20 protein-coding genes are annotated in these 26,380 nt (G+C 65.1%); 3 read left to right on the forward strand and 17 right to left on the reverse strand.

Annotated features, from left to right (window positions below):
- Positions 1–212 precede the first annotated feature (212 nt).
- Positions 213–1,226, forward strand: a complete 1,014-nt coding sequence (hemB, locus tag HELO_RS15215) for a porphobilinogen synthase (protein ID WP_013333535.1) — start codon at positions 213–215, stop codon at positions 1,224–1,226.
- A 47-nt stretch (positions 1,227–1,273) separates the two neighbouring features.
- Complete coding sequence (gene ppk1 / locus HELO_RS15220; protein WP_013333536.1) at positions 1,274–3,466, forward strand: polyphosphate kinase 1; 2,193 nt, start codon at positions 1,274–1,276, stop codon at positions 3,464–3,466.
- Positions 3,467–3,636: 170 nt separating this feature from the next.
- Here ppk1 and HELO_RS15225 read toward each other — a convergent pair whose 3' ends face one another.
- From HELO_RS15225 to rho, 6 genes are all read right to left on the reverse strand, one after another.
- Positions 3,637–4,722 carry a 3-deoxy-7-phosphoheptulonate synthase gene (locus HELO_RS15225; protein ID WP_013333537.1) on the reverse strand — a complete coding sequence of 362 codons (1,086 nt, stop codon included), beginning with the start codon at positions 4,720–4,722 and terminating at the stop codon, positions 3,637–3,639.
- Between the two features lie 5 nt (positions 4,723–4,727).
- Positions 4,728–4,895 (reverse strand): hypothetical protein, encoded by a 168-nt coding sequence (locus tag HELO_RS19210; protein WP_157953424.1) that lies wholly within the window; start codon positions 4,893–4,895, stop codon positions 4,728–4,730.
- A 344-nt stretch (positions 4,896–5,239) separates the two neighbouring features.
- Complete coding sequence (folM, locus tag HELO_RS15230; protein ID WP_013333538.1) at positions 5,240–5,953, reverse strand: dihydromonapterin reductase; 714 nt, start codon at positions 5,951–5,953, stop codon at positions 5,240–5,242.
- Positions 5,950–6,729, reverse strand: a complete 780-nt coding sequence (locus HELO_RS15235) for an NAD(P)H-flavin reductase (protein ID WP_013333539.1) — start codon at positions 6,727–6,729, stop codon at positions 5,950–5,952. The genes folM and HELO_RS15235 overlap by 4 nt, the downstream gene beginning before the upstream one ends.
- Positions 6,726–8,219 carry a 4-hydroxy-3-polyprenylbenzoate decarboxylase gene (gene ubiD, locus HELO_RS15240; RefSeq protein WP_041602185.1) on the reverse strand — a complete coding sequence of 498 codons (1,494 nt, stop codon included), beginning with the start codon at positions 8,217–8,219 and terminating at the stop codon, positions 6,726–6,728. The genes HELO_RS15235 and ubiD overlap by 4 nt, the downstream gene beginning before the upstream one ends.
- A 151-nt stretch (positions 8,220–8,370) precedes the next feature.
- Positions 8,371–9,630 carry a transcription termination factor Rho gene (gene rho, locus HELO_RS15245; protein ID WP_013333541.1) on the reverse strand — a complete coding sequence of 420 codons (1,260 nt, stop codon included), beginning with the start codon at positions 9,628–9,630 and terminating at the stop codon, positions 8,371–8,373.
- A gap of 438 nt (positions 9,631–10,068) precedes the next feature.
- Between rho and ppx the strand changes: the two genes are divergently transcribed.
- Positions 10,069–11,607, forward strand: coding sequence for an exopolyphosphatase (gene ppx / locus HELO_RS15250; RefSeq protein WP_013333542.1), 1,539 nt, complete (start codon positions 10,069–10,071; stop codon positions 11,605–11,607).
- 2 nt (positions 11,608–11,609) lie between these two features.
- Here ppx and tilS read toward each other — a convergent pair whose 3' ends face one another.
- The 11 genes from tilS to rseP all read right to left on the reverse strand — a co-directional run bounded on the left by tilS (position 11,610) and on the right by rseP (position 26,294).
- A complete protein-coding gene (gene tilS / locus HELO_RS15255) occupies positions 11,610–12,890 on the reverse strand; it encodes a tRNA lysidine(34) synthetase TilS (RefSeq protein WP_013333543.1) in 1,281 nt (426 codons plus the stop codon).
- A gap of 262 nt (positions 12,891–13,152) precedes the next feature.
- Positions 13,153–14,106 (reverse strand): acetyl-CoA carboxylase carboxyl transferase subunit alpha, encoded by a 954-nt coding sequence (accA, locus tag HELO_RS15260; protein ID WP_013333544.1) that lies wholly within the window; start codon positions 14,104–14,106, stop codon positions 13,153–13,155.
- A 134-nt stretch (positions 14,107–14,240) separates the two neighbouring features.
- Positions 14,241–17,750, reverse strand: coding sequence for a DNA polymerase III subunit alpha (dnaE, locus tag HELO_RS15265; protein ID WP_013333545.1), 3,510 nt, complete (start codon positions 17,748–17,750; stop codon positions 14,241–14,243).
- 21 nt (positions 17,751–17,771) lie between these two features.
- Positions 17,772–18,383: a ribonuclease HII gene (gene rnhB / locus HELO_RS15270; RefSeq protein ID WP_013333546.1), complete on the reverse strand. Its 612-nt coding sequence runs from the start codon at positions 18,381–18,383 to the stop codon at positions 17,772–17,774.
- A complete protein-coding gene (lpxB, locus tag HELO_RS15275) occupies positions 18,380–19,582 on the reverse strand; it encodes a lipid-A-disaccharide synthase (protein ID WP_013333547.1) in 1,203 nt (400 codons plus the stop codon). The genes rnhB and lpxB overlap by 4 nt, the downstream gene beginning before the upstream one ends.
- 13 nt (positions 19,583–19,595) lie before the next feature.
- The gene (gene lpxA, locus HELO_RS15280) at positions 19,596–20,363 is read right to left on the reverse strand and encodes an acyl-ACP--UDP-N-acetylglucosamine O-acyltransferase (RefSeq protein WP_013333548.1); all 768 of its coding nucleotides are present in this window, start codon (positions 20,361–20,363) and stop codon (positions 19,596–19,598) included.
- A complete protein-coding gene (gene fabZ / locus HELO_RS15285) occupies positions 20,360–20,803 on the reverse strand; it encodes a 3-hydroxyacyl-ACP dehydratase FabZ (protein WP_041602655.1) in 444 nt (147 codons plus the stop codon). Before fabZ ends, lpxA begins: the two co-directional genes overlap by 4 nt.
- A 105-nt stretch (positions 20,804–20,908) precedes the next feature.
- Positions 20,909–21,946, reverse strand: coding sequence for a UDP-3-O-(3-hydroxymyristoyl)glucosamine N-acyltransferase (gene lpxD, locus HELO_RS15290; protein ID WP_013333550.1), 1,038 nt, complete (start codon positions 21,944–21,946; stop codon positions 20,909–20,911).
- A 30-nt stretch (positions 21,947–21,976) separates the two neighbouring features.
- Positions 21,977–22,474, reverse strand: coding sequence for an OmpH family outer membrane protein (locus HELO_RS15295; protein ID WP_013333551.1), 498 nt, complete (start codon positions 22,472–22,474; stop codon positions 21,977–21,979).
- A 30-nt stretch (positions 22,475–22,504) separates the two neighbouring features.
- Entirely contained in the window at positions 22,505–24,847 is a 2,343-nt protein-coding gene (gene bamA / locus HELO_RS15300; protein WP_013333552.1) for an outer membrane protein assembly factor BamA, read from the reverse strand.
- 88 nt (positions 24,848–24,935) lie between these two features.
- Entirely contained in the window at positions 24,936–26,294 is a 1,359-nt protein-coding gene (gene rseP / locus HELO_RS15305) for a sigma E protease regulator RseP (RefSeq protein ID WP_013333553.1), read from the reverse strand.
- Positions 26,295–26,380 lie beyond the last annotated feature (86 nt).

The raw sequence follows: 26,380 nt of genomic DNA on the forward strand, positions 1-26,380 counted from the left end.
TCCTTGAACGCGTGTTCCCACCGGTTTACCGGACGGGGGTCAGTCAATATGAACCCTTCACTGTAGAGAGTCGTCACGGGTGCGACAAGACGCATCTTTCGACATCGAGACGCACTGATATACTCGGGACATTGTCATCATAATGTCATCTTGAGCTTCCAGACTTTGCCTGGCGGCCAAGGTCACCAGCCGGAGAAGCAACCTTGAGTCTCATGACCTCACGCCAGTTTCCCGATACGCGCATGCGCCGCATGCGGCGTGACGATTTCTCGCGCCGCATGATGCGCGAGAACACCCTGACACCGGCCGACCTGATCTGGCCGGTTTTCGTGCTCGACGGCGAAGGCCGGCGCGAGGCGGTGCCCTCCATGCCCGGCGTGGAGCGGCTGTCCCTGGACCTGCTCATCGAGGAGGCTCGGGAAGCCCGCGACCTGGGCATTCCCGTGCTGGCGCTCTTCCCGGTGGTGGATCCATCGCTGAAGAGCGAGCTGGCCGAAGAGTCCTACAGCGCCGGCGGACTGATCCAGCGCAGCGTCCGCGAACTCAAGCGGGCCGTCCCTGAGCTGGGTATCATGACCGACGTGGCTCTGGATCCCTACACCAGTCATGGGCAGGACGGCATTCTCGACGCCGATGGCTACGTGCTCAACGACCGCACCGTGGAGACTCTGGTCAAGCAGGGCCTTTCCCACGCCGAAGCGGGCGCCGATATCATCGCCCCCTCCGACATGATGGACGGGCGCATCGGCACCATCCGCCAGGTGCTGGAGAAGGAGCAGTTGCACAATACGCGGATCATGGCCTATAGCGCCAAGTATGCATCGAGCTATTACGGCCCCTTCCGCGATGCCGTGGGTTCGGCCAGCAATCTGGGACGCGCCGACAAGGCCTCCTATCAGATGGATCCCGCCAACGGCGACGAAGCCCTTCATGAGGTGGCACTGGACCTCGCCGAAGGCGCCGACATGGTGATGGTCAAGCCCGGCATGCCCTATCTGGACGTGGTCCGCCGCGTGAAGGACGAATTCCGGGTGCCGACCTTCGCCTACCAGGTCAGCGGCGAATATGCCATGCACATGGCCGCCTTCGACAACGGCTGGCTGAACGCCGACGCTGTCATGCTGGAATCGCTGATGTGCTTCAAGCGCGCCGGTGCCGATGGCGTCCTGACGTATTTCGCCAAGCGAGCGGCTCGCCTGCTCGCCGATGGTGCCAACGCAACCTGAGTGCCGGATGGGAGCCCCCCGCCGGCCGACGACAGCAGGGAACTCCCATGGAAGAATCGTACAGCCCCAACGCCAAGTCCGATCTGGAGATCACCCCGAGCGGCGAGGTGCCGACGCCACGGCTCAACCAGACCCGGACCGGCATCAAGCCCAAGGCGATGCCGGACCCGGAGGCCGATCTCACCGACCCGGGCCTGTACTTCAACCGCGAGCTGTCACACCTGCAGTTCAATGTCCGGGTTCTCGAGCAGGCGCTGGACGAGGCGCATCCGCTGCTCAATCGGCTGATGTTCCTGCTGATCTTCTCGTCCAACCTGGACGAGTTCTTCGAGATCCGGGTGGCGGGCCTCAAGAACCAGATCGCACTGGGCGACGAGACGACCGGCGCCGATGGCCGCTCGCCGCGCTCGGTGCTGAGCGAGATTTCCCAGATCGCTCATGAGCAGGTCGAACGCCAGTACCGGATCCTCAACGACCACCTGATCCCCGAGCTGGAACGACAGGGCCTGCGTTTCCGTCGCCGTGGCGACTGGAGCGAGGCGCAGCGCGACTGGGTGCGCAACTACTTCGAATCCGAGATCATGCCGGTGATCAGCCCGATCGGGCTGGATCCGTCGCACCCCTTCCCGCGGTTGGTCAACAAGAGCCTGAACTTCATCGTCGAGCTGGAGGGCAAGGATGCCTTCGGGCGCGAGGGCGGCATGGCGATCCTGCCGGCACCGCGCTCCCTGCCCCGGGTGATCGCCCTGCCCGGCGAGCTGTGCGAGGAAGGCTTCACCGAGTACGTCTTCTTGTCGTCGATGATCCACGCCCATGCCGAGGAAGTCTTTCCGGGCATGTCGGTGCGCGGTTGCTACCAGTTCCGCCTGACCCGCAACGCCGATCTCTCTGTGGATCCGGAAGACGTCTCCGACCTGGCCTCGGCACTGCGCGGCGAGCTGCTTTCGCGTCGCTACGGCAGCGGCGTGCGGCTGGAAGTGGCCGACAACTGTCCCGACGAACTCGTCGACTTCCTGCTCAGGCAATTCGAGCTGAGCGAGGCGGATCTCTACCGGGTCAACGGTCCGGTGAACCTGACCCGCATGATGTCGGTGCTCGGCGATGTGGACCGCCCCGAACTGCTCTATCGCGCCTTCACTCCGGGACAGCCCAAGGCGCTCAGCAAGCGCGACAGCGTGCTGCACGCCATGGCCGAGGGCGATATCCTGCTCCACCACCCCTTCCAGTCCTTCGCTCCCGTGGAGGAACTGTTGCGCGAAGCCGCCCGGGACCCGGACGTGCTGGCCATCAAGCAGACCCTCTACCGCACGGGGGCCGACTCGCCGATCGTTAACGCCCTGGTGGAGGCCGCCGGCAACGGCAAGGAAGTGACCGTGGTGATCGAGTTGCGGGCACGCTTCGACGAGGCCGACAACCTGGCCCTCGCCTCGCGCCTGCAGGAAGCCGGCGCCATCGTCATCTACGGCGTGATGGCCTACAAGACCCACGCCAAGATGATGCACATCGTGCGTCGCGAGCGCGGCGAACTGCGCCACTACGCCCACCTCGGCACCGGCAATTACCACTCCAAGACCGCCAAGCTGTATACCGACTACAGCCTGCTCACCGCCAATCCGGTGTTGTGCGCCGACGTTCACAAGGTCTTCCAGCAGCTCTCCGGCATGGGCCGGGCGCGCAAGATCGAGAAACTGCTGCACGCGCCCTTCACCCTGCACGAGCGCCTGGTGGAAATGATCGACCGCGAAGCCGCACATGCCCGCAAGGGCAAGCGCGCTCACCTGATCATCAAGTGCAATTCGCTCACCGAGCCCAAGCTGATCCAGGCTCTCTACCGTGCCTCCCAGGCCGGCGTGGAATGCGATCTGATCATCCGCGGCATGTGCTGCCTGCGCCCCGGCCTGCCCGGCATCTCGGAATCCATCCGTGTGCGTTCGATCATCGGCCGCTTCCTCGAGCACACCCGGGTGTTCCACTTCCACAACGACGGCAAGCCGGAAACCTGGGGCTCCAGCGCCGACTTCATGGCACGCAACATGTTCCACCGCGTGGAGACCTGCTTCCCGCTGCTCGACAAGAAACTGGCGGCCCGGGTCCGCAAGGATCTCGAAACCTACCTGGTGGACAACTGCCAGAGCTGGCTGCTGCAGGGCGACGGCACCTACGTCAAGCAGACGCCCGGCGACGCCGCCCCGATCAGCGCCCAGGAAACCCTGCTCTACGCCTACGCGGCACGAGCCTGAAAGCCGTAAGCCGTAAGCCGTAAGCCGTAAGCCGTAAGCCGTAAGCCGTAAGCCAGAATGCGGCCACACAGGCCGACGAGAAAGGTTTTACTTAAAGCTCACAGCTCTCAACTTACGGCTCCGGGCGTACGGGCGTAGCCCGGGCAGGTTTTTCTTAAAGCTTACCGCTATTAACTTACAGCTCCGGGCGTAGCCCGGCGCAACTTCTCGGCTGCTGTCATCAACAGGTGCTCGGTCGTTTCCCAGCCGATGCAGGCGTCGGTCACCGAGACGCCATAGCGCAGATGACCGGGTTCGAGCGGCTGCTTGCCCTCGTGAAGGTGGCTCTCGAGCATCAAGCCGATCAGGGCGTCGTCGCCCGCCAGGCGTTGCCCCAGCACGTCGAGCATCACTTCACTCTGGCGGCGATGGTCCTTGCGCGCATTGGCGTGACTGCAGTCCACCATCAGGCGCGGCGGGAGCCCCGCATCCGCCAGGGCCCGGCGGCTGGCCGCCACCTGGGGCGCCCGATAGTTGGGCTCGCCGTGTCCGCCGCGCAGCACCACATGGGTATGGGCATTGCCGGGCGTCTCCCGCACCACCGGACGACCGTCCGGCGCCATGGCGAAATGCTGATGGGGATGTCGTGCGGCGTGCATGGCGTCCAGGGCAACCCCGAGATCGCCATTGGTGGCATTCTTGAAGCCCACCACGGCCTCGAGGCCACTGGCCAGTTCGCGATGCAACTGGGACTCCGTGGTCCGTGCCCCGATGGCAACCCAGGACAGCAGGTCGTCCAGGTAGGCGGCCAGCATCGGCTGCAATAGCTCGGTGGCCACCGGCAGCCCCAGTTCGGCGATGTCACGCATCAGCCGGCGCGACAGCGAAAGTCCCCGGGCCATGTCACCGCCGCCGTTCAGGTCGGGATCATAGGCCAGGCCCTTCCAGCCCACGGTGGTGCGGGGCTTCTCCACATAGACCCGCATCACCGGCAGGATACGGTCCTCGATGTGCGGCGTCAGTTCAGCCAGGCGACGCGCGTAGTCGAGAGCGGCCTCGGGGTCGTGGATCGAACAGGGGCCGACGACCACCAACAGGCGATCGTCGCGACCATCGAGGATGTCGCGGATGGCCTGGCGCTGTTGGCGAATACGACCGGCAAGCGGGGCGGCAAGCGAGATGTCGCGATGCAGCGCTTCCGGGGTGGGCAGGACAGTGTCGTCGTCTCGGGCGGGCAGGGCCGCGTGTTGGGAAAGCGAGGAAACGGGGGCATTCATGGGCTTCAACTCCGTGAGCGTGAACATCGATTGGCTGTCGTCGCGCCACCGGCAAGCTCACGGTCGGAGGTGGCATCCAGGCCCGACCGCGCAACGCTAAATCGCCAGCCGTAGCCGTAATAGTCCCGTCCCAGGATACGGCGGTCGGCGTAAAAGCGATGGTTGACGGTCATGGTCGTTCTCCTCGATGAAAGCATGGGGACAAAACGCGAAACCCCCGGGCGGGGTTGCCGTCCGGGGGTTTCGTCGATGGAGGCAACCCTTGGTGGGGCGTGCCTCGCGGTCGTGTCCTTCGCTGAATTGGCGTCAGGACACGACCGCCGGCACGCCGTCGCTAAACCAATAGCGGTAGCCGGGCCAACGGCCCTCGAAACGTTGCTCACGAGCACACGCCGCCTGCGGGGCGGGAAGTGGCTGTCGGGGGCAACGGTTCGTGTGCATGGTCGTCTCCTGAGGTCTCCCGACATCCTGCCGTGTCACGACGCCGATGACAAGTGTTCGGTGGCGTAATGCCTTCTCAACGCAAGTGCCGGCCGCCATCCACCGGCAGGGTCGTCCCGGTCACATAGCGGTTGTCGAGCAGGTAGCGCAGGCTTTCGTAGATCACCCCGGGGCCGGGTATCGTGCCCAGCGCCGACTTGGCCCTGGCCTTCTCGGCGTAGGCCTCGTCGTCATTCTCGCCGAGCATGATCATAGCCGGCGCGATGGTGTTGACCTGGATCGAGGGGGCGTAACGGGCGGCGAAGGACAACGTCAGATTCTCCAGGCCCGCCTTGGAGGCCGCATAGGCAATGTGCTTGCGCGAGCCCCGGGTCGCCACGTAATCGGTCATGTGCACGATGTCGCGCAAAGGCTCGCCGCAGGCCTCGAGCAGATCGCGTGCCTCGAGGTTGATCAAGTAGGGCGCCAGCATGTGCACCCGGAACAGGTGCTCGAAATTGTCGGCAGCCTCGTCGCCCTCGGCGTCGGGCAGCCAGTCGCTGGCATTGTGGACGATGGCCCGCAGCGACGAGGTGGTTTCCCGCAGCCGCACGATGAAATCGCGAATGCCCGCCTGGTCGCCGAAATCGGCCTGCAGGGTAACGACGCCACGCGCGCGCAATGCCTCCAGCGCCGGCCGTTCGCGACGGTAGGTGATGATCACCGGGTGTCCGTCGTCGCACAAGCGTTCGGCGCAATGCCGCCCGAGCCGCTGCGCGCCCCCCGTGATCAGGATCGGCGCCGCACTCATGCCCGCTTCTCCCTGACCAGGCTCCCCACGGTCGGTACCAGCGGCTTCCTGGGCGCATAGGCAAAGACATCGGAGAACACCCGCGACGGCACCAGCCCGAGCGATGCCAGGACATCGACACAGGCGTAGACCATGCCCGGCGAGCCGGAAAGGTAGACATCATGGGCGGAGACATCGGACAACTGCCGTGCCAGCACCTCGTCCACGCGTCCGTGATGGCCGCTCACTCGTTCGGCATCGAAGTCCTCCGCCACGCCGGCTTCGCTGACCCCATGGAAGTGGACATTGGGATGCTGCTCGGTCCATTCCCGGGGCAAACGTTCCAGATAGAAATCGCGCCGCTCCTTGGCGGCCCACCACAGCTCGACATGACGCTCGTGATCCTCGGCCAGGGCCTCTTCCACGATGGCCTTCATCTGCGCGAACCCGGTGCCGGCGGCGACCAGCAGCAACGGACGCCGGCTGTCGGGGTCGAGAACGCAATCGCCGCCGGGCAGGCGCAGCGTCAGATGCTGAGCCTCGACCAGCAGTTCACGCAACCTGGCGGAGTTGCTGCGTTCCGGCCAATGCTGAATATGCAGCTCGATGCGGCCATCCCCGCCATGGGCATTGGCAATGGAGAACGGCACCCACTCGCCGTCGCCGATATCGATTTCGAGATACTGCCCGGCGGCGTGAGCCACGGCCTCGGTGCGCCCTTCCAGGTAAACGCGGAAGACGTCGGGCGTGAGGTCTTCGACCTCGATCACCCGGCAGGTCAGGGTCCTGGCTGTCATGCATGCCTCTTGTCGGTGTCGGAAAGTTCGATGCCGAATTCCGCCCAGCGCTCGCTGACCCTGGACTTCACGGCCTCATCCATGACGATGGGTCGCCCCCACTCGCGCTCGGTCTCGCCCGGCCACTTGCTGGTGGCATCCAGCCCCATCTTGGAACCGAGGCCCGCCACCGGGGAGGCGAAGTCCAGATAGTCGATGGGCGTGTTCTCGACCATCACGGTGTCCCGGGCCGGATCCATGCGCGTGGTGATGGCCCAGATGACGTCCTTCCAGTCCCGGGCGTCCACATCGTCGTCGAGCACGACCACGAACTTGGTGTACATGAACTGACGCAGGAAGCTCCATACGCCCATCATCACCCGCTTGGCATGGCCCGGGTACTGCTTCTTCATGGTTACCACCGCCATGCGGTAGGAACACCCCTCGGGCGGCAGATAGAAGTCGACGATCTCGGGGAACTGCTTGCGCAGGATGGGCACGAACACCTCGTTGAGCGCCAGCCCGAGCACCGCCGGCTCGTCGGGGGGACGTCCGGTATAGGTGGAGTGATAGATCGTCCCCTTGCGCATGGTCATGCGCGTCACGGTAAAGACCGGGAACTCCTCCACCTCGTTGTAGTAGCCGGTATGATCGCCGTAGGGACCTTCAGGCGCCGTGTCGCCGGGGTGGATGACGCCCTCGAGGATGATCTCCGCCGAGGCGGGCACCTCGAGATCGGAATGGCCGCACTTGACCAGTTCGGTGCGCGAGCCGCGCAGCAGGCCGGCAAAGGCGTACTCGGACAGCGTATCGGGCACCGGCGTCACGGCACCGAGAATGGTCGCCGGATCGGCGCCCAGCGCCACCGCCACCGGAAAGGGTTCACCGGGATGCGTCTCGCACCATTCCTGATAGTCCAGCGCACCGCCCCGGTGGGACAGCCAGCGCATGATCAGGCGGTTGCGCGAAAGCTTCTGCTGGCGATAGATGCCCAGATTCTGGCGGGACTTGTGCGGCCCTCGGGTCACCACCAGGGGCCAGGTGATCAGCGGCGCGGCATCGCCTGGCCAGCAGTGCTGGATGGGCAGACGATCGAGATCGACCTCGTCGCCTTCATAGACCAGCTCCTGCACCGGCGCCTTGCGTACCGTCTTGGGCCCCATGCGCATGACCTGCTTGAAGACCGGCAGCTTGTCCAGGGCATCGCGGAAGCCCTTGGGCGGCTCGGGTTCCTTGAGGAAGGCCAGCAGCTCGCCCACCTCGCCAAGCGCTGCCACCGACTCCTGCCCCATGCCCATGGCCACCCGCTTCGGCGTGCCGAACAGGTTGCCGAGCAGCGGCATGTCGTGCCCCTTGACGTTCTCGAACAACAGGGCCGGGCCGCCGGCACGCAGGGTGCGGTCACAGATTTCCGTGACCTCCAGATAGGGATCCACCTCGGCGGTCACGCGCTGCAGTTCACCCTGCTGCTCCAGGGCCGCGATAAATTCGCGCAGGTCCTTGTACTTCATGCGGCCTTCCCGTTTCCTGAACGACAAAAAGCAAGAAGGGCAGCATATCATGCCGCCCCTCCTTACTGCGCCCGGCCTTGCCAGCTCCAGGCTAGCGCCGCTCGCACGATAAGGCTTTCAATACCGTATCGTCGAGCGCGGCAGGCCAGAATCAACGCCGTTTCATGGCCTCGAAGAATTCCAGGTTAGTCTTGGTATCCTTCAGGCGATCGATCAGGAACTCGGTGGCCGCCACGTCTTCCATGGGATTGAGCAGCTTGCGCAGGATCCACATGCGCTGCATTTCATCCTCGGAGGCAATGAGATCCTCGCGGCGCGTGCCGGAGCGACGGATATTGAGCGCCGGATAGACACGCTTCTCGGCAAGCTTGCGGTCCAGGTGGGCCTCCATGTTGCCGGTGCCCTTGAACTCCTCGAAGATCACCTCGTCCATCTTGGAGCCGGTATCGACCAGCGCCGTGGCGATGATGGTCAGACTGCCGCCCTCCTCGATGTTACGCGCCGCGCCGAAGAAACGCTTGGGCTTCTCCAGGGCGTGGGCATCGACACCACCGGTCAACACCTTGCCGGAAGACGGCACCACGGTGTTGTAGGCCCGGGCCAGGCGCGTGATGGAATCGAGCAGGACGACCACGTCGCGCTTGTGCTCGACCAGCCGCTTGGCCTTCTCGATGACCATCTCGGCGACCTGGACGTGACGTGCCGGCGGCTCGTCGAAGGTCGAGGCCACCACTTCGCCACGCACCGTGCGCGACATTTCGGTGACCTCCTCGGGCCGCTCGTCGATCAGCAGCACGATCAGGTGGCACTCGGGATTGTTGCGGGTGATCGACGTGGCAATGTTCTGCAGCATCAAGGTCTTGCCCGCCTTGGGCGGCGACACCAGCAGGCCACGCTGCCCCTTGCCGATGGGCGAGACCAGGTCGATGATGCGTGCCGTCAGATCCTCGGTGGAGCCGTTGCCGATCTCCATGCGCAACCGTTCCTGGGGGAACAGCGGCGTGAGGTTCTCGAAGAGGATCTTGTGCTTGGCATTCTCCGGCTTGTCGAAGTTGATCTGGCTGACCTTCAACAGCGCAAAGTAACGCTCCCCTTCCTTGGGCGGACGAATCTTGCCGGAAATGGAGTCGCCCTTGCGCAGATTGAAACGCCGAATCTGGGAAGGCGAGACGTAGATATCATCGGGGCCGGCCAGATAGGAACTGTCGGCGCTACGCAGGAAGCCGAATCCGTCCTGCAGGATCTCCAGCACACCATCCCCGTAGATGGCCTCGCCACTCTTGGCGTGCTTCTTGAGAATGGCAAAAATGATGTCCTGCTTACGGGAGCGCGCCAGATTGTCGATGCCCATGTCTCGGGCAATCTCCAGAAGTTCCGGCACGGGCTTTTGCTTGAGTTCGGTAAGATTCATCGGTGTGTTCAGACGTTGCTCTTGAAAGCCGGGCGGTATGCGCCGCGATGGACAGGAGGCGAGACGGAAACGCCATAGTTGGATGCGTTCAGAGCCCGGAGCAGGCTGCTCTCGTTTGCGTGAATCCTATGGCCATGAATGGACAACCACCGAGTATGGGGATGTCTACCATGAGCGTATATCGAGGGAGCAGGTTAGTTTCGCCTGAATCAGCGGTTCCGGGCCGAAGGCCAGAATCACGAGCTGATGCAGTGGGCTATCTGACGACTTGGAGTTTGACCGCGGCGCCGTCGCCGTTGAGCGGTCGGAAAGCATTCGGAACAGGCGAACGCCCCGATACTAGTCAACGCCACGATGAAACGCAAGCCCTCGCGCGTGGCGATTGACAAGCTCAGGAGGGACCCGCAACCTTTGACCAGTCAACCTGAAGGACCCGCCATGACAGCGCTCAAGGACAGCCCGGACACTGCCCCCGACGACAAGGCAGCCCCCACGCCCGGCGAGCCGCGGCGCCTCGCCGCCATCGATCTCGGCTCCAACAGCTTCCACCTGTTGGTGGCCAACTATCAGCACGACCGGCTGCAGGTGGTCGCCCGCCAGGGAGAAAAGGTCCAGTTGGCCGATGGAGTCGGCGACGATGGCCTGCTCGACGAGGCCGCCATGACCCGCGCCCTCGACTGCCTGGCGCGCTTCGCGCCCTTCCTGGAAGACATCACGCCGCACGACCTGCGCGTGGTCGGCACCAACGCCCTGCGCAGCGCCGACAACAGCCAGGAGTTCATCGAGCGGGCCGAAGCCTTGCTGAACACCCGCATCGAGGTCATCGCCGGCCGCGAGGAAGCGCGTCTCATCTACCTCGGCGCGGCACATGCCCTGGCCGAGGACGGACGCCGCCTGATCGTCGACATCGGGGGCGGCTCCACCGAGCTCATCATCGGCGAGCATTTCGAGCCGCAGGCGCTGGAAAGCCTCAGCATGGGGTGCGTGACCTTCACCCGACGCTTTTTCAGCAATGGCGAACTCAGCGAGAAACGCATGCGTCGCGCCGAACTGGCCGCGCTCTCCGAACTCGCCCATATCCGTCGGCCCTACCAGAAGGTCGGCTGGCTGGACCCGGTGGGCTCGAGTGGCACCATCAAGGCCGCCGCCAGCGTGATCGCCGCCACCGGCAAGTCGCCCGGCGGAGTGATCACCCGCGAAGGCCTGCTCGACCTGCGCAAGCGCTTGATCAAGACCAAGCGCCTGGACAAGATCTCCCTGAATGGGCTCAAGGCCGACCGTGCCCGGGTCTTTCCCGCCGGGGTGGCGATTCTCGTCGCCATCTTCGAAGCCTTCGGCCTGGAGGAAATGCGCTACGCCGACGGCGCCCTGCGCGAGGGCGTGCTCTACGATCTGGTCGGCCGCAACAGCCCGGAAGACCCGCGCTTCAAGACCCTGGAGGCCCTGCAGCACCGCTACGACGTCGATATTCGGCAGGCCGACAACGTCGCCACCACGGCGCTGGGACTACTGGAACAGGTACGCGACGCCTGGCAACTGACCGACGACCAGGCACGTTTCCTGGCCTGGGCAAGCCGGCTGCACGAGATCGGCCTGGCCGTCTCGCACAGCCAATTCCATCGCCACGGCGCCTACCTGCTGGAACATTCCGACCTCTCGGGGTTCTCGCGGCCCGAGCAGCGCCTGCTCGCGTTTCTCGTCCGTGCCCACCGGCGCAAGTTCCCGATCAAGGAATGGCAGGCCCTGCCCGCCTCCGAACGGGTTTCCCATGGACGCCTGGCCCGCCTGCTGCGCCTGGCGGTGCTGCTCAACCACTCGCGCCCCGAGCAGCCGCCCGCCCTGCCCGAGTTGCGCGCCTCGGGCGAAGCGCTGGAACTGCACTGCGACGAGAGCGACGACCCCAACCTGCTGCTGGCCGACCTCGAACAGGAAATCGCCTACCAGCAAGCCGCCGGCCTGGAACTGGCATTGCGCTGAACTCAGGGCGCTCGCCAGCCCTCGGCGAGCGCCAGCCACCCTTCCGGGCCTCCCAGCGCCACCACAGTCTCGCCATACCAGGCCACCCATGACCGGTCGCGCTGCCAGGGCGGCACGTCCAGTTCCTGCAGCAGGCGCTTGAGATCGCGCCGACCGCGCCCCGGCAATCGCAAGCGCTCGCCACCGAGACGCGGCGCCAACGTAAGGCTCGCAGGCGAGCCATCCGCGCGCACGAGATCCATGCGGAATTCACCCAATGGCGTCACCAGCGGCGACCGCCCGTCCCACTCGGCCCGCCAGGCAGGCGGCAGCGGCACGGGCGTCGCCATCAGATACAACGCCTTGCGCCAGACCCGCGCCTCGGCGCCCTCCCAGACGATCCGCACCTCGGCATCGTGTCGCGCCTCGAGCTGGCCGAGCAGACTGTCCAGCCGCCTGGCCGGCGGGGACGACAGCCCCAGGCGGCTCAGGCAATGCCGAATCAGCAGGCGACGCCGCGCCGCCGACATGACCATCAGGGAATCGACGACCAGGCGGCCGGGATCGCCCCCCAGCCTTTCCAGATCCTCGGCAGCGAACTCGTCGAGCAGGCCGTCGGCCTCGCCGGCCAGTTCGGCACTGCGCGCCAAGGCTGCCCCGGCCCCGGGCCAGCGCGCCTGCAACGCCGGCATGACGCGATGGCGAAGGAAGTTGCGATCCTGAACGGTCTCGGCGTTGCTCGGATCCTCGACCCAGGTGAGCCCCCGGCGCGCCGCCTCGGCCTCCAGGGCCGCACGGGACACCCCGAGCCAGGGGCGTGCCAGCCGGAACCCGGCCTGTCCGCGCTCGACGGGCATGGCGGCCAGGCCACGCGGACCGGCACCGCGCAGCGCCGCCAGCAGAAAGGTCTCGGCCTGATCGTCGCGATGCTGGGCAAGCCACAGAGTGTCGCCCGCCTCCAGGCAGCGCCGAAAGGCCGCATAGCGGGCGTGCCGCGCCGCGCCTTCCAGGCCTTGGCCACCGGACACATCGACATCGACCCGCTCGACGCACAGCGACACTCCCAGGCGCTCGCAGAGCTCGCGACAATGGCGCTCGAAGTCGTCGGCGGCGGCCTGCAGGCCATGATGAATGTGCAAGGCACGCAGCGGCCGCGGATGGCGTCGACTCGCCTCCACCGCCAGCGTCAACAGAAGGGAAGAATCGAGCCCGCCGGACAGCGCCACCCAGACCGCACGCCCCGGCGGCGTCGCCGCCAGGGCATCGTCGATCAGGGCTTGCAGGGCAGAAGGCTCGGCGCTCATGGGCAGGGAAACCGCTCGGACGGAACGAAGCGATGGATGGGCTCGCTGAACGTCCCTTCAAGGATGGCAGCCATCCAGCGAACCCGCGGCCTCTTCGAGCGACGATCAAGGGCCAGGCTCGTTCCCGACAGGCCAATGCACTTCCCGCATCGCCGTGGGTCGCAAGGCGGCGAAGACCGAAGCCGCGGAGTTTACATGCGGGTCAACGCGCCGGCTGAGGTCTTCACCAACGCCGCCTGGTCGAGTGCGGACAGGCCCGGTATCAAACAGGGGCGCCGTAGGACATCAACCGCTCATACCGCCGCTCCAGCAGCGCATCGGTCTCCATGGTCTCGAGGCGATCCAGGCTCTCCAGCAGGGCCGTCTTGATTCGCTCGGCAGTGGCCGACGGCTGGCGATGGGCGCCGCCCAGGGGCTCGGGGATCAGGGTATCGACGAAGCCCAGTTCCTTGAGACGCTCGGCGGTGATGCCCATGGCCTGGGCCGCCTCGGAGGCCTTGTCGGCACTCTTCCACAGGATGGAGGCGCAACCCTCGGGCGAGATCACCGAGTAGGTGGAATACTGCAACATGGCCAGCTCGTCGCAGACGCCGATGGCCAGGGCGCCGCCGGAGCCGCCCTCGCCCACCACGGTGGAGATGATCGGCGTCTTGAGGCGCGACATCACGCCCAGGTTGTAGGCGATGGCCTCACTCTGTCCGCGTTCCTCGGCGTCGATACCGGGATAGGCGCCCGGAGTGTCGATGAAGGTCAGCACCGGCATGTGGAAGCGTTCGGCCATCTCCATCAGCCGGCATGCCTTGCGGTAACCCTCTGGGCGCGGCATGCCGAAGTTGCGGCGTACCTTCTCGTGCACGTCGCGGCCTTTCTGATGGCCGATGACCATGACCGGCTTGTCATCCAGGCGTGCCACACCGCCGACGATGGCCGCGTCGTCGGCAAAGCGACGATCGCCATGGAGCTCGTCGAAGTCGGTGAAGACGTGTTCCAGGTAATCCAGGGTATAGGGGCGCTGCGGGTGGCGGGACAGCTGAGAGACCTGCCAGGCGCTCAGGTCCTTGAAGATCGACTCGGTGAGCTTGCGGCTCTTCTCCTCGAGCCGGCCGATCTCGTCGCTCAGATTGACCTGGCTGTCGTTGCCGACCATGCGCAGTTCTTCGATCTTGGCCTGAAGCTCGGCGATGGGCTGTTCGAAATCGAGATAGTTAGGATTCATGGATTAGCCTTGTCTCGTCGGCCGCGGGATGACCGAGGGAAAAATCGTCGAATGCCGGGCATTATCGCACCCTGACAATCCCACGCAAGACGAGTCCCGTACACGATACACAGACCCGCAAGCCCGCAGCCGGGTTATCGATACTTGAGGCGAACGCCATCCTGTCCCTGCACCTCGCGCAGGGCGATCAGCAGTTCGTCGGTTGGCTGGACCCGCCACTGCTCGGCCAGTTCCAGCCAACCGGTGGCTTCGGCATTGCGATAGCGCAGCCGCACCGGCAGCCCTTCACCATTGCAATATGGGGCGAGGCTGTCACGCAGGCTGTCCACCAGTCGACCGTTGACGGCGGCTCCATCGAGCGACAGTTCCACGGCCTGGCCATAGCGGGTCCGGGCATCGACCATCAGGGTGACATCCTTGCCGCGCAGTCGAAGTCCGCCGGAATAGTCGTCGGTGGAGACCTCGCCTTCGATGATCAACACCTGGTCGGTATCGATACGACCGCGCAGGGAATCGAACAGCTCGCCGAACAGCGACGCCTCGATGCGACCGGTGCGATCGTCCAGGGTCACGAAGGCCATGGTGTCGCCGCGCTTGGATTTCATGGTGCGCACCCCCACCACCAGGCCGGCTACCCGTTGCGGCTCCCGGGATGGCTTGAGATCGACGATCCGGGTCGAGACGAAGCGCGACAGCTCATGCTCGTACTCGTCGATCGGGTGCCCGGTGAGATAGAGCCCGAGGGTATCCTTCTCGCCGGCCAGGCGTTCCTTGTCGGACCAGTCGCGCACGCGGCGATAATCCGCATAGGCATCGGCGGCATCGTCGTCCGGCTCATTGGCGAAGGCCTCGCCGAACATGTCCATCATGCCGAGATTCTGGTTGGTCTGGCTCTGGGCGGCAGCCTTGAGGGCATCATCCAGCGACGCGGCAAGCACCGCACGGCTGGGGCCCAGGTTGTCCAGAGCGCCGGCGCGAATCAGCGCCTCCAGGGTGCGCTTGTTCATGCGCTGGGGGTCGACGCGCCGGCAGAAGTCGAACAGATCGCGGAAGTCGCCTTCCGCCTCGCGCGCCTCGACGATGGCCCCGATGGGCCCTTCGCCCACGCCGCGGATCGCTCCCAGGCCATAGATCACCCGGCCCTCGGCGTCGACGGTGAACTTGTAGCCACCGACATTGACGTTCGGCGGAGTCACGGTGAGCCCGAGCGACCGGCACTCCTCGATCAGCGGCACCACCTTGTCGAGGTTGTCCATCTCGGTGGACAGAACCGCCGCCATGAAGGGCCCAGGGTAATGCGCCTTCAACCAGGCCGTCTGATACGAGACCAGGGCATAGGCCGCCGAGTGGGACTTGTTGAAGCCGTAGCCGGCGAATTTCTCCACCAGGTCGAAGATGTTGCCGGCGAGATCCTTGTCGATACCGTTCTCGGCACACCCTTCCATGAAGCCGGCGCGCTGCTTGGCCATCTCCTCCGGCTTCTTCTTGCCCATCGCGCGGCGCAGCATATCGGCCTGGCCCAGGCTGTAGCCGGCCATCACCTGGGCGATCTGCATCACCTGCTCCTGGTAGAGGATGATGCCGTAGGTGGGCTCGAGTACCGGCTTGAGCAGTTCGTGCTGGTAGTCCGGGTGGGGATAGGAAATCTCGGCCCGACCGTGCTTACGGTTGATGAAGTCGTCGACCATGCCCGATTGCAGCGGGCCCGGGCGGAACAACGCCACCAGGGCGATCATGTCCTCCAGCGAGTCGGGCAGCAGGCGCTTGATCAGCTCCTTCATGCCGCGGGATTCGAGCTGGAAGACCGCCGTGGTCTCGGCCTTCTTGAGCATGTCAAAGGTCGGCACGTCGTCGAGCGGGATGGCATCGATGTTAAGCGGCTCTTCCCCTCTGGCGGCACGCACCTTGTCGACCATCTCCACCGCCCAGTCGATGATGGTCAGGGTACGCAGGCCCAGGAAGTCGAACTTGACCAGGCCGGCGTCCTCGATGTCGTTCTTGTCGTACTGGACCCGCAGCCCGCTGCCGTCCTCGTCGCACAACAGCGGGGAGAAGTCGGTCAGCTTGGTCGGCGCGATCACCACGCCGCCGGCGTGCTTGCCGGTGCCGCGCGTGATGCCCTCGAGCTTGAGCGCCATTTCCCAGATTTCCTGGGCTTCCTCGTCGGCCTCGAGAAACTCCTTGAGCTGGGGTTCGTCCTCGATCGCCTTCCCCAGCGTCATGCCGACCTCGAAGGGGATCAGCTTGGAGAGCTTGTCACCCAGCGAATAGGGCTTGCCCTGGGCCCTGGCAACGTCGCGAACCACCGCCTTGGCGGCCATGGTGCCGAAGGTGACGATCTGCGAGACCGCATTGCGCCCATAGCGCTCGGCCACGTACTCGATCACCCGGTCGCGCTTCTCCATGCAGAAGTCGACGTCGAAGTCGGGCATCGAGACACGCTCGGGGTTGAGGAAGCGCTCGAACAGCAGGTCGTACTCGAGGGGGTCCAGATCGGTGATCTTCTGCGCATAGGCCACCAGTGAGCCGGCACCGGAGCCCCGCCCGGGCCCGACCGGGACATCGTTGTCCTTGGCCCACTGGATGAAGTCCATCACGATCAGGAAGTAGCCGGGAAAGCCCATCTGCAGGATGATATCGAGCTCGAAGTCGAGCCGCTTGCGATAACGGGCATCGATCTCGGCGTATTCGGCGCCGTCCCGGGGATAGCGTTCGGCCGGATAGAGGAAATCCAGGCGTTCGGTAAGGCCATCGTGGGAGATCTTGCGGAAGAACTCCTCCTGGGTCATGCCCTCGGGAATGCCGTATTCGGGCAGGAAGATCTCGCCCAGGCGCACATCGACGTTGCAGCGCGCCGCGATCATCACGCTGTTCTCGAGCGCCTCGGGAATGTCGGAGAACAGCTCGGCCATTTCCTCGGGCGTCTTGAGATACTGCTCCTCGGTGTAATGGCGCTCGCGCCTGGGATCATCCAGCGCCTTGCCTTCGCCGATCGCCACCCGGGTCTCGTGGGCCCAGAAGTCTTCGCGCTCGAGGAAGCGCACATCATTGGTGGCCACCACCGGTGTCTGCGTCTCGACGGCGAGATCCACCGAGAGGTGCACGCATTCTTCTTCCAGGGCCCGGCCGGTGCGCGTCAGTTCCAGGTAGTAACGCCCGGGAAAGGCCGCGTTCCATTCGTCGAGCAGGGCGCGCGCCTCGGCGTGGTGATCGGAAAGCAGGTGACGGCCGATGTCGCCTTCACGGCCGCCGGAAAGCGCGATCAGTCCCTCGCTCTGGGCCATCACCCAGGAACGCTCGAGCAGCGCCCGGCCCTGGCGCTGGCCTTCCACCCAGCCGCGCGAGATCAGTTCGGTGAGGTTGCGATAGCCGGTCGCGTCCATCGCCAGCAGCGTCAGGCGATACGGATGTTCCTCGTCATGGGGGTTGGCCAGCCACAGGTCGCTGCCGATGAGCGGCTTGAGACCGGCTCCCTGGGCGCCGGTGTAATACTTGACCAGGGCGAAGAGGTTGGCTTCGTCGGTCAGCGCCAACGCCGGCGTGCCCTGCTCCACCGCCGCCTTGATCAGCGGCTTGAGGCGGATCAGGCCGTCGACCAGGGAGAATTCACTGTGAACGCGCAGATGAACGAAGGGTGTGGTCATGGTGAACTCGGGCTTGGTGAATCAGAACAGCGCCAGCTGGCGTTTCACTGGGCCAAAGGAACGTCGGTGCTCGGGCAGAGGCCCCAGGCGCTCCAGGGCGGCCAGGTGCTCGCGGGTCGGGTAGCCCTTGTGCCGGGCGAAGCCATAGTCGGGATGCCGGGTATCCAGGGTCTGCATGCCGGCGTCCCGGGCCACCTTGGCCAGGATCGAGGCGGCGGCAATCGCCGCATGGCGAGCATCGCCCTTGACCACCGCCTGCCCCGGCACATGATGCCCGGGCAGTCGGTTACCGTCCACCAACAGATACTCGGCGGCGGGATTCAGGGCATCGATGGCGCGCCGCATGGCCAGATGGGTGGCGTGATAGATGTTCAGCGCATCGATTTCATCGGCCGATGCCTCGGCCACCGACCAGGCCAGCGCCCTTTCTCGGATCTCGGCATCGAGCGACTCGCGTCGCTTGGCGGACAGCTTCTTGGAATCGGTGAGCCCGTCGATGGGATCGCGGGGATCGAGGATCACTGCCGCCGCCACCACCGGCCCCACCAGGGGGCCGCGACCGACCTCGTCGACACCGGCCAGCCGCTCGCCTTGATACTCGATGACCAGTGGCGGCAGTTCCTTGGCACTCATGAACCGATCTCCTCCATACGGTCGCCCTCGGGCGCTACCGAGGCCGGCAACGCGCGTCCTTCCACCAGCGCCTCGATGGCGTCGCAGGCTCGCCGACTGGCGTCCCGGCGCAGCTCGGCATGCATGGCGGCGAAGCGTTTTTCCAGGGCCTGGCGCGTCTCGTCATCATCGAGGAACCCTGCCAGCCGAGCGGCGATGGCATCGGCGCTGGCCGCCTCCTGGATCAGTTCGGGGACCAGGCTTTCGCGAGCGATCAGGTTGGGCAGCGAGATCCATTCGGTCTTGACCAGGCGCTTGGCCAGGAAGTGCGTCATGGGCGCCATGCGATAGGCCACCAGCATGGCGCGATGGCATAGCATCGCCTCCAGCGCCGCGGTTCCCGAGGTCAAGAGCACAAAATCGCTGGCCACCATGGCGTCGCGCGAGCGGCCATCGACCAGTGTCACGCGACCGCGAAGGGCCTCACGCTCGGCCAGCAGCGCCTCCAGCTCTTCTCGACGGGCCGGCGTGGCGGCGGGAATGACGACGTTCAGTTCCGGGCGCTCGGCGCACAATCGTTCGGCGGCTTCCAGGAAGGTCGCCCCCAGGAAACGCACCTCATTGGAGCGCGACCCCGGCAGCACGGCCAGCATGGCGCCCTGGGCCGGGAGCCCCAGCGACTCGCGGGCGGCGAGCCGATCGTTGCTCAGCGGCATTTCGTCGGCCAGGGGATGCCCGACATAGGCCACCGGCACCCGGTGGCGGGCATAGAAGGCAGCCTCGAAGGGCAGGAAGGTCAGCATGGCGTCCACGGCACGCGCGATGCCCTTGACCCGCCCCTGGCGCCAGGCCCAGACGGAGGGACTGACATAATGCGCGGTGGTCAGGCCGGCGTCCCGCAGTTGGCGCTCCAGCCCCAGATTGAAGTCGGGCGCATCGATGCCGATCATGATGTCCGGCTGCCATTCGAGGGCGTCGCGACGAAGGGCGCGGCGGACGCCCACGAGCCTGGGCAGGTGCTTGATCACCTCGACCAGCCCCATCACGGACAGCGTCTCCAGCGGGAAGCGGCTGTCGACACCCTCGGCGATCATGCGCGGCCCGCCGATACCCCGGAATTCCACCCCGGGATGGCGCGCCTTTAGCTCACGGACCAGCCCGGCTCCGAGAATGTCGCCGGACAGTTCGCCGGCAACCACATAGATGCGTTGCATGCCCATGGCACCGCCTCGCTCAGCGAATGATGCCCCGGGACGATTCCTCGATGGAGGCCACGAAGGTCTCGGTCTCCGGCAGCGAGTAGCGCGAGCGTATGGTGCTCAGCGCCTGCTCGACGGTCAGCCCCTGACGGTAGACCAGGCGATAGGCATCGCCCAGGGCCTTGAGCGCCTCGTTGCTGAAGCCGCGGCGCCGCAACCCGATCAAATTGAGGCCATGCACCTGGGCGGGGTTGCCATTGATCATCACATAGGCCGGGGTGTCCTTGGTGATAATCGAACCGCCTCCCGCCATGGCATGCTCGCCGAAATGACAGAACTGGTGCACGGCCGACAGGCCGCCGAGAATCGAGAAATCACCCAGCGTCACGTGCCCTGCCAGGGTCACCTGGTTGGCCAGGATGCAGTCGTCGCCGATCATGCAGTCATGACCGACGTGCGCATAGGCCATGAACAGGTTGCGCGAGCCGATGGTCGTCTCGGCTCGATCCTGAATGGTGCCGCGATGCAGGGTCACGCCTTCGCGCACCACATTGTCATCGCCCATCACCAGGCGGGTCGGCTCGCCTGCATATTTCTTGTCCTGGCAATCCTCGCCGACCGAGGCGAATTGAAAGATGCGCGTGCGCTCGCCGAGTCTCGTCGGGCCCTTGATCACGACATGGGGCCCGATGCGGGAACCGGCGCCGATCTCGACATCCGGGCCGATCACCGTGAAGGGCCCGACCTCGACGTCATCGGCCAGGCACGCTCCGGGATCGACGATGGCGGTGGGATGAATCAAGCGACCTTCCTCTCGGCACAGATGATCTCGGCCTCGCAGGCCACGTCGCCGTCCACGGTGGCCTTGCAGGCAAATTTCCAGATACCCCGCTTCTCGCGCTCCACCAGCGCTTCCAGGCGCAGTTGGTCGCCGGGCATCACCGGGCGCTTGAAGCGGACATTGTCACTACCTACCAGATAATAGACGTACCCATCGGCGGGCAGCTTGTTGACGGTCTTGAACCCGAGGATACCGCACGCCTGCGCCAATGCCTCGATCACCAGCACGCCCGGCATGATCGGATGATGGGGAAAGTGGCCGTTGAAGAACGGCTCATTGATACTGACATTCTTGTAGGCAACGATGGATTCGCCGAGGGCAATTTCCGTCACCCTGTCCACCAGCAGAAACGGGTAGCGGTGGGGCAGATATTCACGAATTTCATTGATGTCCATTACCATCGTAGCGACCTCTGACATGACAGGTGGCCCGCCCCACGCGACGGGCATGACCATCGGCTCCTGGCCGACGGGAGGGCGGGGATTATACCGCCCCTCGGCGCGGCCTCAAGCGCCGCGCTCGGCTTTTTCCAGGCGACTCAGGCGACGCGCGATGTCGTCCAGTTGCTTGAAGCGCACCGCGTTGCGCCGCCATTGGGCGTTGTCCATGGCACCGGTGCCCGAAGAGTAGATACCCGGTTCATGGATGGAGTTGGTGACCAGACTCATGCCAGTGACCTGGACGCCATCGCAGATCGTCAGGTGGCCCGACAGCCCCACGCCGCCGCCCAGCATGCAGTGGCGTCCGACGCGCGTGGAGCCGGCGATACCGACACAACCCGCCAGAGCACTGTGCTCGCCGATCTGCACGTTGTGCGCAATCTGCACCTGACTGTCGATCTTGACGTCATCGCCGATCAGCGTGTCCCCGAGAGCGCCGCGATCGATGCTCGAACAGCTGCCGACCTCGACATCGTCACCCAGCACCACCCCGCCCAGCTGGGCGATCTTGTGCCAGCCCTTGCCATCGTGGGCGAAGCCGAAGCCATCGCCTCCGATCACGCAGCCACTGTGCAGGATGGCCCGAGCGCCGATGACCACACCATGGTAGAGGGTGACATTGGCATGCAGCCGGGAGTTAGCCCCGATCCGGGTGTCGGCGCCGACCACGCATCCCGGCCCGATGATCACCCCGTCGTCGAGGATCACGCCGGACTCGATGACCGCCTGGGGGCCAACGCTCACCCCTTCGCCCAGTTGGGCGTCTTCGGCGACCACCGCCGAGAGGTGTACCCCGGCCGATTCGCGGTTGGCCAATGGATCGAACAGGCGAGACAGTTCGGCATAGCCGAGATAGGGGTTCGCCAGCGTCAGGCTGGCCACCGGGCAGGTCTGCGCATGACTCGGATGCAGCAGCACGGCGGCGGCCCGGGTGTCCGCCAGATCCTTGAGGTAGGCCCGATTGGCCAGAAAAGTGATGTGCTCCGGCCCGGCATCACGCAGCGTGGCCAGGCCACTCACCCGCTGCGCACCGTCGCCCCGGAGCTCGGCTCCCAGGCGCGTGGCGATTTCGGCAAGTGTCAGGGAGTGGGCGTCTTGGTTCATGGAATTCCGGTTCTGGAAGGCTGAGCCCGGTCAATTGAGCGAGTTGAGAATCGCGGTCACCTCACCGGTCAGGTCAGGGAGGTCACCCTCGGCGTGCACCACCCCCTGTGGAGTCACCAGCACTTGGACGTCATGACGATCGATGACCCGCTGCACGGCCTGATCGAGCTTGGGCTCGGCATCCTGCAGGAAGCGCTGTTCCGCCTCCTGGCGAGCCTGGAGAATCTCCCGACGCAGTTGCTCGAAGCGCTGCCGCTTGGTCTGGAACTCCTGTTGTTCCGCCTGGCTCGGCTGCCCGCCGTCCTGGAAGCGCTGCTGCATCGACTGCAGAGAGCGTCCCAACGACTCGGCCTCCTGCTGCTTGGCATGAGTACGGTTGCGGAACTGGTTCATCGAACGCTGGGCGGCATCGGTCTCGAGCAAGGCCTTCTGCCAGTCGAGCGTGGCGACCTCGGCGGCCTGGGCCTGAAGGGGGCCGCCAAGGGCCCCCATCAGCCCGAGACACAGAGCAGCGGTCAACTTGCGCATGTCATCGACTCCTTGTGCCGTGTCCCGGGATCAGAAGGTCTGCCCCAGCGAGAACTGGAAGAACTGGGTATCGTCGCCACTCTTGTCGTTGAGCGGCTCGGCGACGCTGAAGGTCAACGGCCCCACCGGGGTCAGCCAGGAAACCCCGACGCCGGCGCTGTAGCGCAGCTCGCCCAGATCGACACCGGAACTGCATTTGGAATTGTCGCCATCGAGCACCGGATAGCATTCGGTGAGGAAGGTATTGCCGGCATCGATGAAGACCGAAGGCTGCACCGAACGCTTATCCTCGACGAAGGGCATGGGGAAGATGAGCTCGGCGCTGCCCTCGACCAGCACGTTGCCGCCGAGCGTCTTGTCGTCGCCACTGTTGCGGGCCGTGGTGGCGGTACCCAGGGTATTGGTGGTGAAACCACGCACCGAGCCGAGGCCACCGGCCAGGTAATTCTCGTAGAACGGATAGGGGTCATCGCCCCCCAGGGTATCGGCGTAACCGACCTCGCCGCGGAACTTGAGCGACCAGGTCTCTTCCTCGTTCATCGGGAAGAAGTGACGGGCCTGGGCGCGCGCCTTGTAGTACTCGGCATCGCTGCCCGGTGCCGTCGTTTCCAGAGACAGGCGTTGATAGTTGCCCGCGGTAGGCATGATGCCCCGGTTGAGGTTGTTGCGCGTCCAGCTGGCGGTGAGCTTCAGCGCCTGGGCATGGTCGCCCTGGTCCTCGACATAACGCTGGATCTCGGAAGGCGTGTCCCGATAGGTATTGACCGTAAGGTCCTCGACAGTGGCGCCGAAGTTCAGGCGGGTCAATTCGTTGATCGGGTAGCCGAAGTTGATGCCGGCCCCCAGAGCATCCGTCGAGTAGGTCGAGATGTCGGAATCTTCGTAATCGGTCTTGCGGTAGTACAGGTTATAGCCGCGCGAGATGCCGTCGAGGGTCCAGTAGGGATCGGTGAAGCCGAGATTGACATTGGTATAGGTGTCACTTTTCTGGGCACCGATATTCACGCGGTTGCCGGTCCCCAGGAAATTGTTCTGCGACAGCGAAGCACCGTAGATCACCCCGGCACTCTGGGAGAAACCGAGACTCGCCGATATCGAGCCGGAAGGCTGTTCCTCGACCTTGTAGGTGACATCGAGCTGGTCATTGGCTTCCGGCACCGGCTCGGTCTGCACCTCGACCTGCTTGAAGAAGCCCAGGCGCTCCAGACGCTGACGGGATTGGCTGATCGACTCGGTGGAGGCCGGCGCCCCCTCCATCTGAATCATTTCCCGACGCAGCACCTCGTCCTGAGTCGTGGTGTTGCCGACGAACTCGATACGGCGCACATAGGCGCGGCGCCCCGGTTCCACCTGGAAGGTCAGGTCCACCGTCTCGCCGTCATTGCGAACCTCGGGGATACCGTCGACATTGGCGAAGGCAAACCCCTCGGCCCCCAGGCGCGAACGAAGCGCCTCGGAGGTAGCGATGACGTCGCTGCGCGAGAAGATATCGCCGCTGTGCACCTGGAGCAGATCCCGCGCTTCGCCCTCGGGAATGCGCAAATCGCCGGCAAAGCGAATGTCGCCCAGGCGATAGCGTTCGCCTTCGTTGACGTTGATGGTGATGAAGATCCGCGACTTGTCCGGCGCCACGGATACCTGGGTCGAATCGATGTCGAAGTTGACATAGCCGCGATCCATATAGAAGGAACGCAGGCGCTCCAGGTCTCCGGACAAGGCCTCGCGGGAATAGGAGTCGTTGGTGAACCAGCCGAAGAACCAGCCGGGCCGGTCCTCGAGCTCGAAGACATCGCGCAGCGTCTCGTCGTCGAAGGCTTCATTGCCGACGATGTTGATCTCGCGGATCTTGGTGACATCGCCTTCATCGATGTTGATATTGACCTGCACCTGGCCCGCGCCGACCTGCTCGACCTCTGCATCGATGGTCGCGTTGTAGCGCCCCTGGGACTGGTAGAGCCCGGCCAGTTCACGCTGGATTTCCTCGAGCGTGGAAAGCTGCAGGACCTGCCCCTCGACCAGGCCGGCCTGGCTCAATCCATTGCGCAGGTCCTCATCCTGAATCTGCTTGTTACCCTCGATGTTGAGCCGGGAGATCGTCGGCCGTTCCTCCACCTGGATGATCAGCACATCGCCTTCGCGCGCCAGGTGAATGTCATCGAAGAGCCCGGTCGCGAACAGTTCGCGTGCCGCCGATGCCAGTTCATGGTCATCGACCCGTTCCGGGGCACTGACAGGAAAGGCATTGAACACCGAGGCGGCCGAGACCCGCTGCAGGCCTTCCACCCGGATGTCGGAAACTTCGAAGGATTCGGCCTGTGCCGTATTGGCACCGGCAAGCAGCAGCGCCGCCATTCCGATGGTCTTGATCTTCATGCAGTCATTCGCTCGCGTTGATCTGCCTACCTGTCCAGACAGGCACCTTATACATTTGTACGGGCAACTGACAAGCCGCAGTGCGGTTTTACCAGAGCCGCATCAGGTCGAAATACAGCGCCATCAACATCAGGGTTCCGACCAGTGCCAGCCCGATTCTCAGGCCAATGGCCTGGGCGTGCTCGGAGACCGGTCGGCCACGTACCACCTCGACGACGTAATAGAGCAGATGCCCACCGTCGAGCACCGGGATGGGCAGCAGGTTGAGCACCCCCAGGCTGATCGACAGGTAGGCCAGGAAACTGACGAAACTCTCCAATCCCGAACGCGCCGAGTCACCGGCGATACGTGCGATGGTGATGGGACCGGAAAGATTGGAGGGAGAGATGAGTCCCACCAGCATCTTGCGGACGGCATCGAAGGTCAGCAGCGTCATGTCGCCGGTACGACTCGCGGCCTGCCCCAATGCCGCCAGAGGACCGTAACGGATCTCGCGCCGATATTCCTCGGGCCAGGCCACCGGCGCCACGCCGGCGCCGATATAGCCGACACTGGCGCCATCCTCGCGATCCCGGGCACGCGGCGTCAGCGGCAGGGTCAGGGTCTCGCCGTTGCGCTCCACCTCGATGTCGATGCGCTCGCCCGGGCGGGCCTGCACTTCCTCGACGAAGTGCGACCAGTCCTTCACCGGCTGGCCATCCACCGCCAGGACCCTGTCGCCGCTCTCGAGCCCGGCTGATGCGGCCGGTTCGCCCTCGGCGACGCGATCGATCACCGCCGGCACCTCGGGGCGCCAGGGCGTGACCCCCAGGGTCGCCAGCGGGCGGGGCGGATCCTGGCGCACCAGCCAGTTCTGTACGGGCAGGCGATGTTCGCGCGCGACACTGTCACCCTCATCGCGCGCGGCAACGCTCAACTCGCCACTGACCCCGATGGCGGAGACCAGTTCGAGGTTGACCTCCTCCCAGGAACGCACCGCCTTGCCCTCGACCGCCGTGATCTCCTGCCCGGCAGCGAGGCCGCCCTCGGCGGCCGGCGAGCCTGGCGTCACTTCGCCGATCATCGGTACCACTGTCGAGGTTCCGGCGACGAACAGTGCCCAGTAGGCCACCAGCGCCAGCAGGAAATTGGCCAACGGCCCGGCGGCGACGATGGCGATACGCTGCCAGACGTTCTTGTGGTTGAAGGCGCGATGGCGTTCCTCGGGCGGTACCGGCCCCTCGCGCTCGTCGAGCATCTTGACATAGCCGCCCAGGGGAATCGCCGCCACGGCGAACTCGGTGCCATGACGGTCGCAGCGCGACCACAGCGGTTTGCCGAAGCCCACCGAGAAACGCAGGACCTTGACGCCACAACGGCGCGCGACCCAGAAGTGGCCGAACTCATGGAAAGTGATCAGCAGGCCGAGCACCACGATCACGGCCAGCACGTTCTGGATCAGGCCCACGGCAGTCTCCTGTTAACTTGGCAACCCAGGCACTCGTTGCTTACGAGCGCAAGACGCGCCGACTGAATCGTCGAGCGGTCGAACCG

The organism is Halomonas elongata DSM 2581, from assembly GCF_000196875.2.
In the GTDB taxonomy this organism is placed as follows: domain Bacteria; phylum Pseudomonadota; class Gammaproteobacteria; order Pseudomonadales; family Halomonadaceae; genus Halomonas; species Halomonas elongata.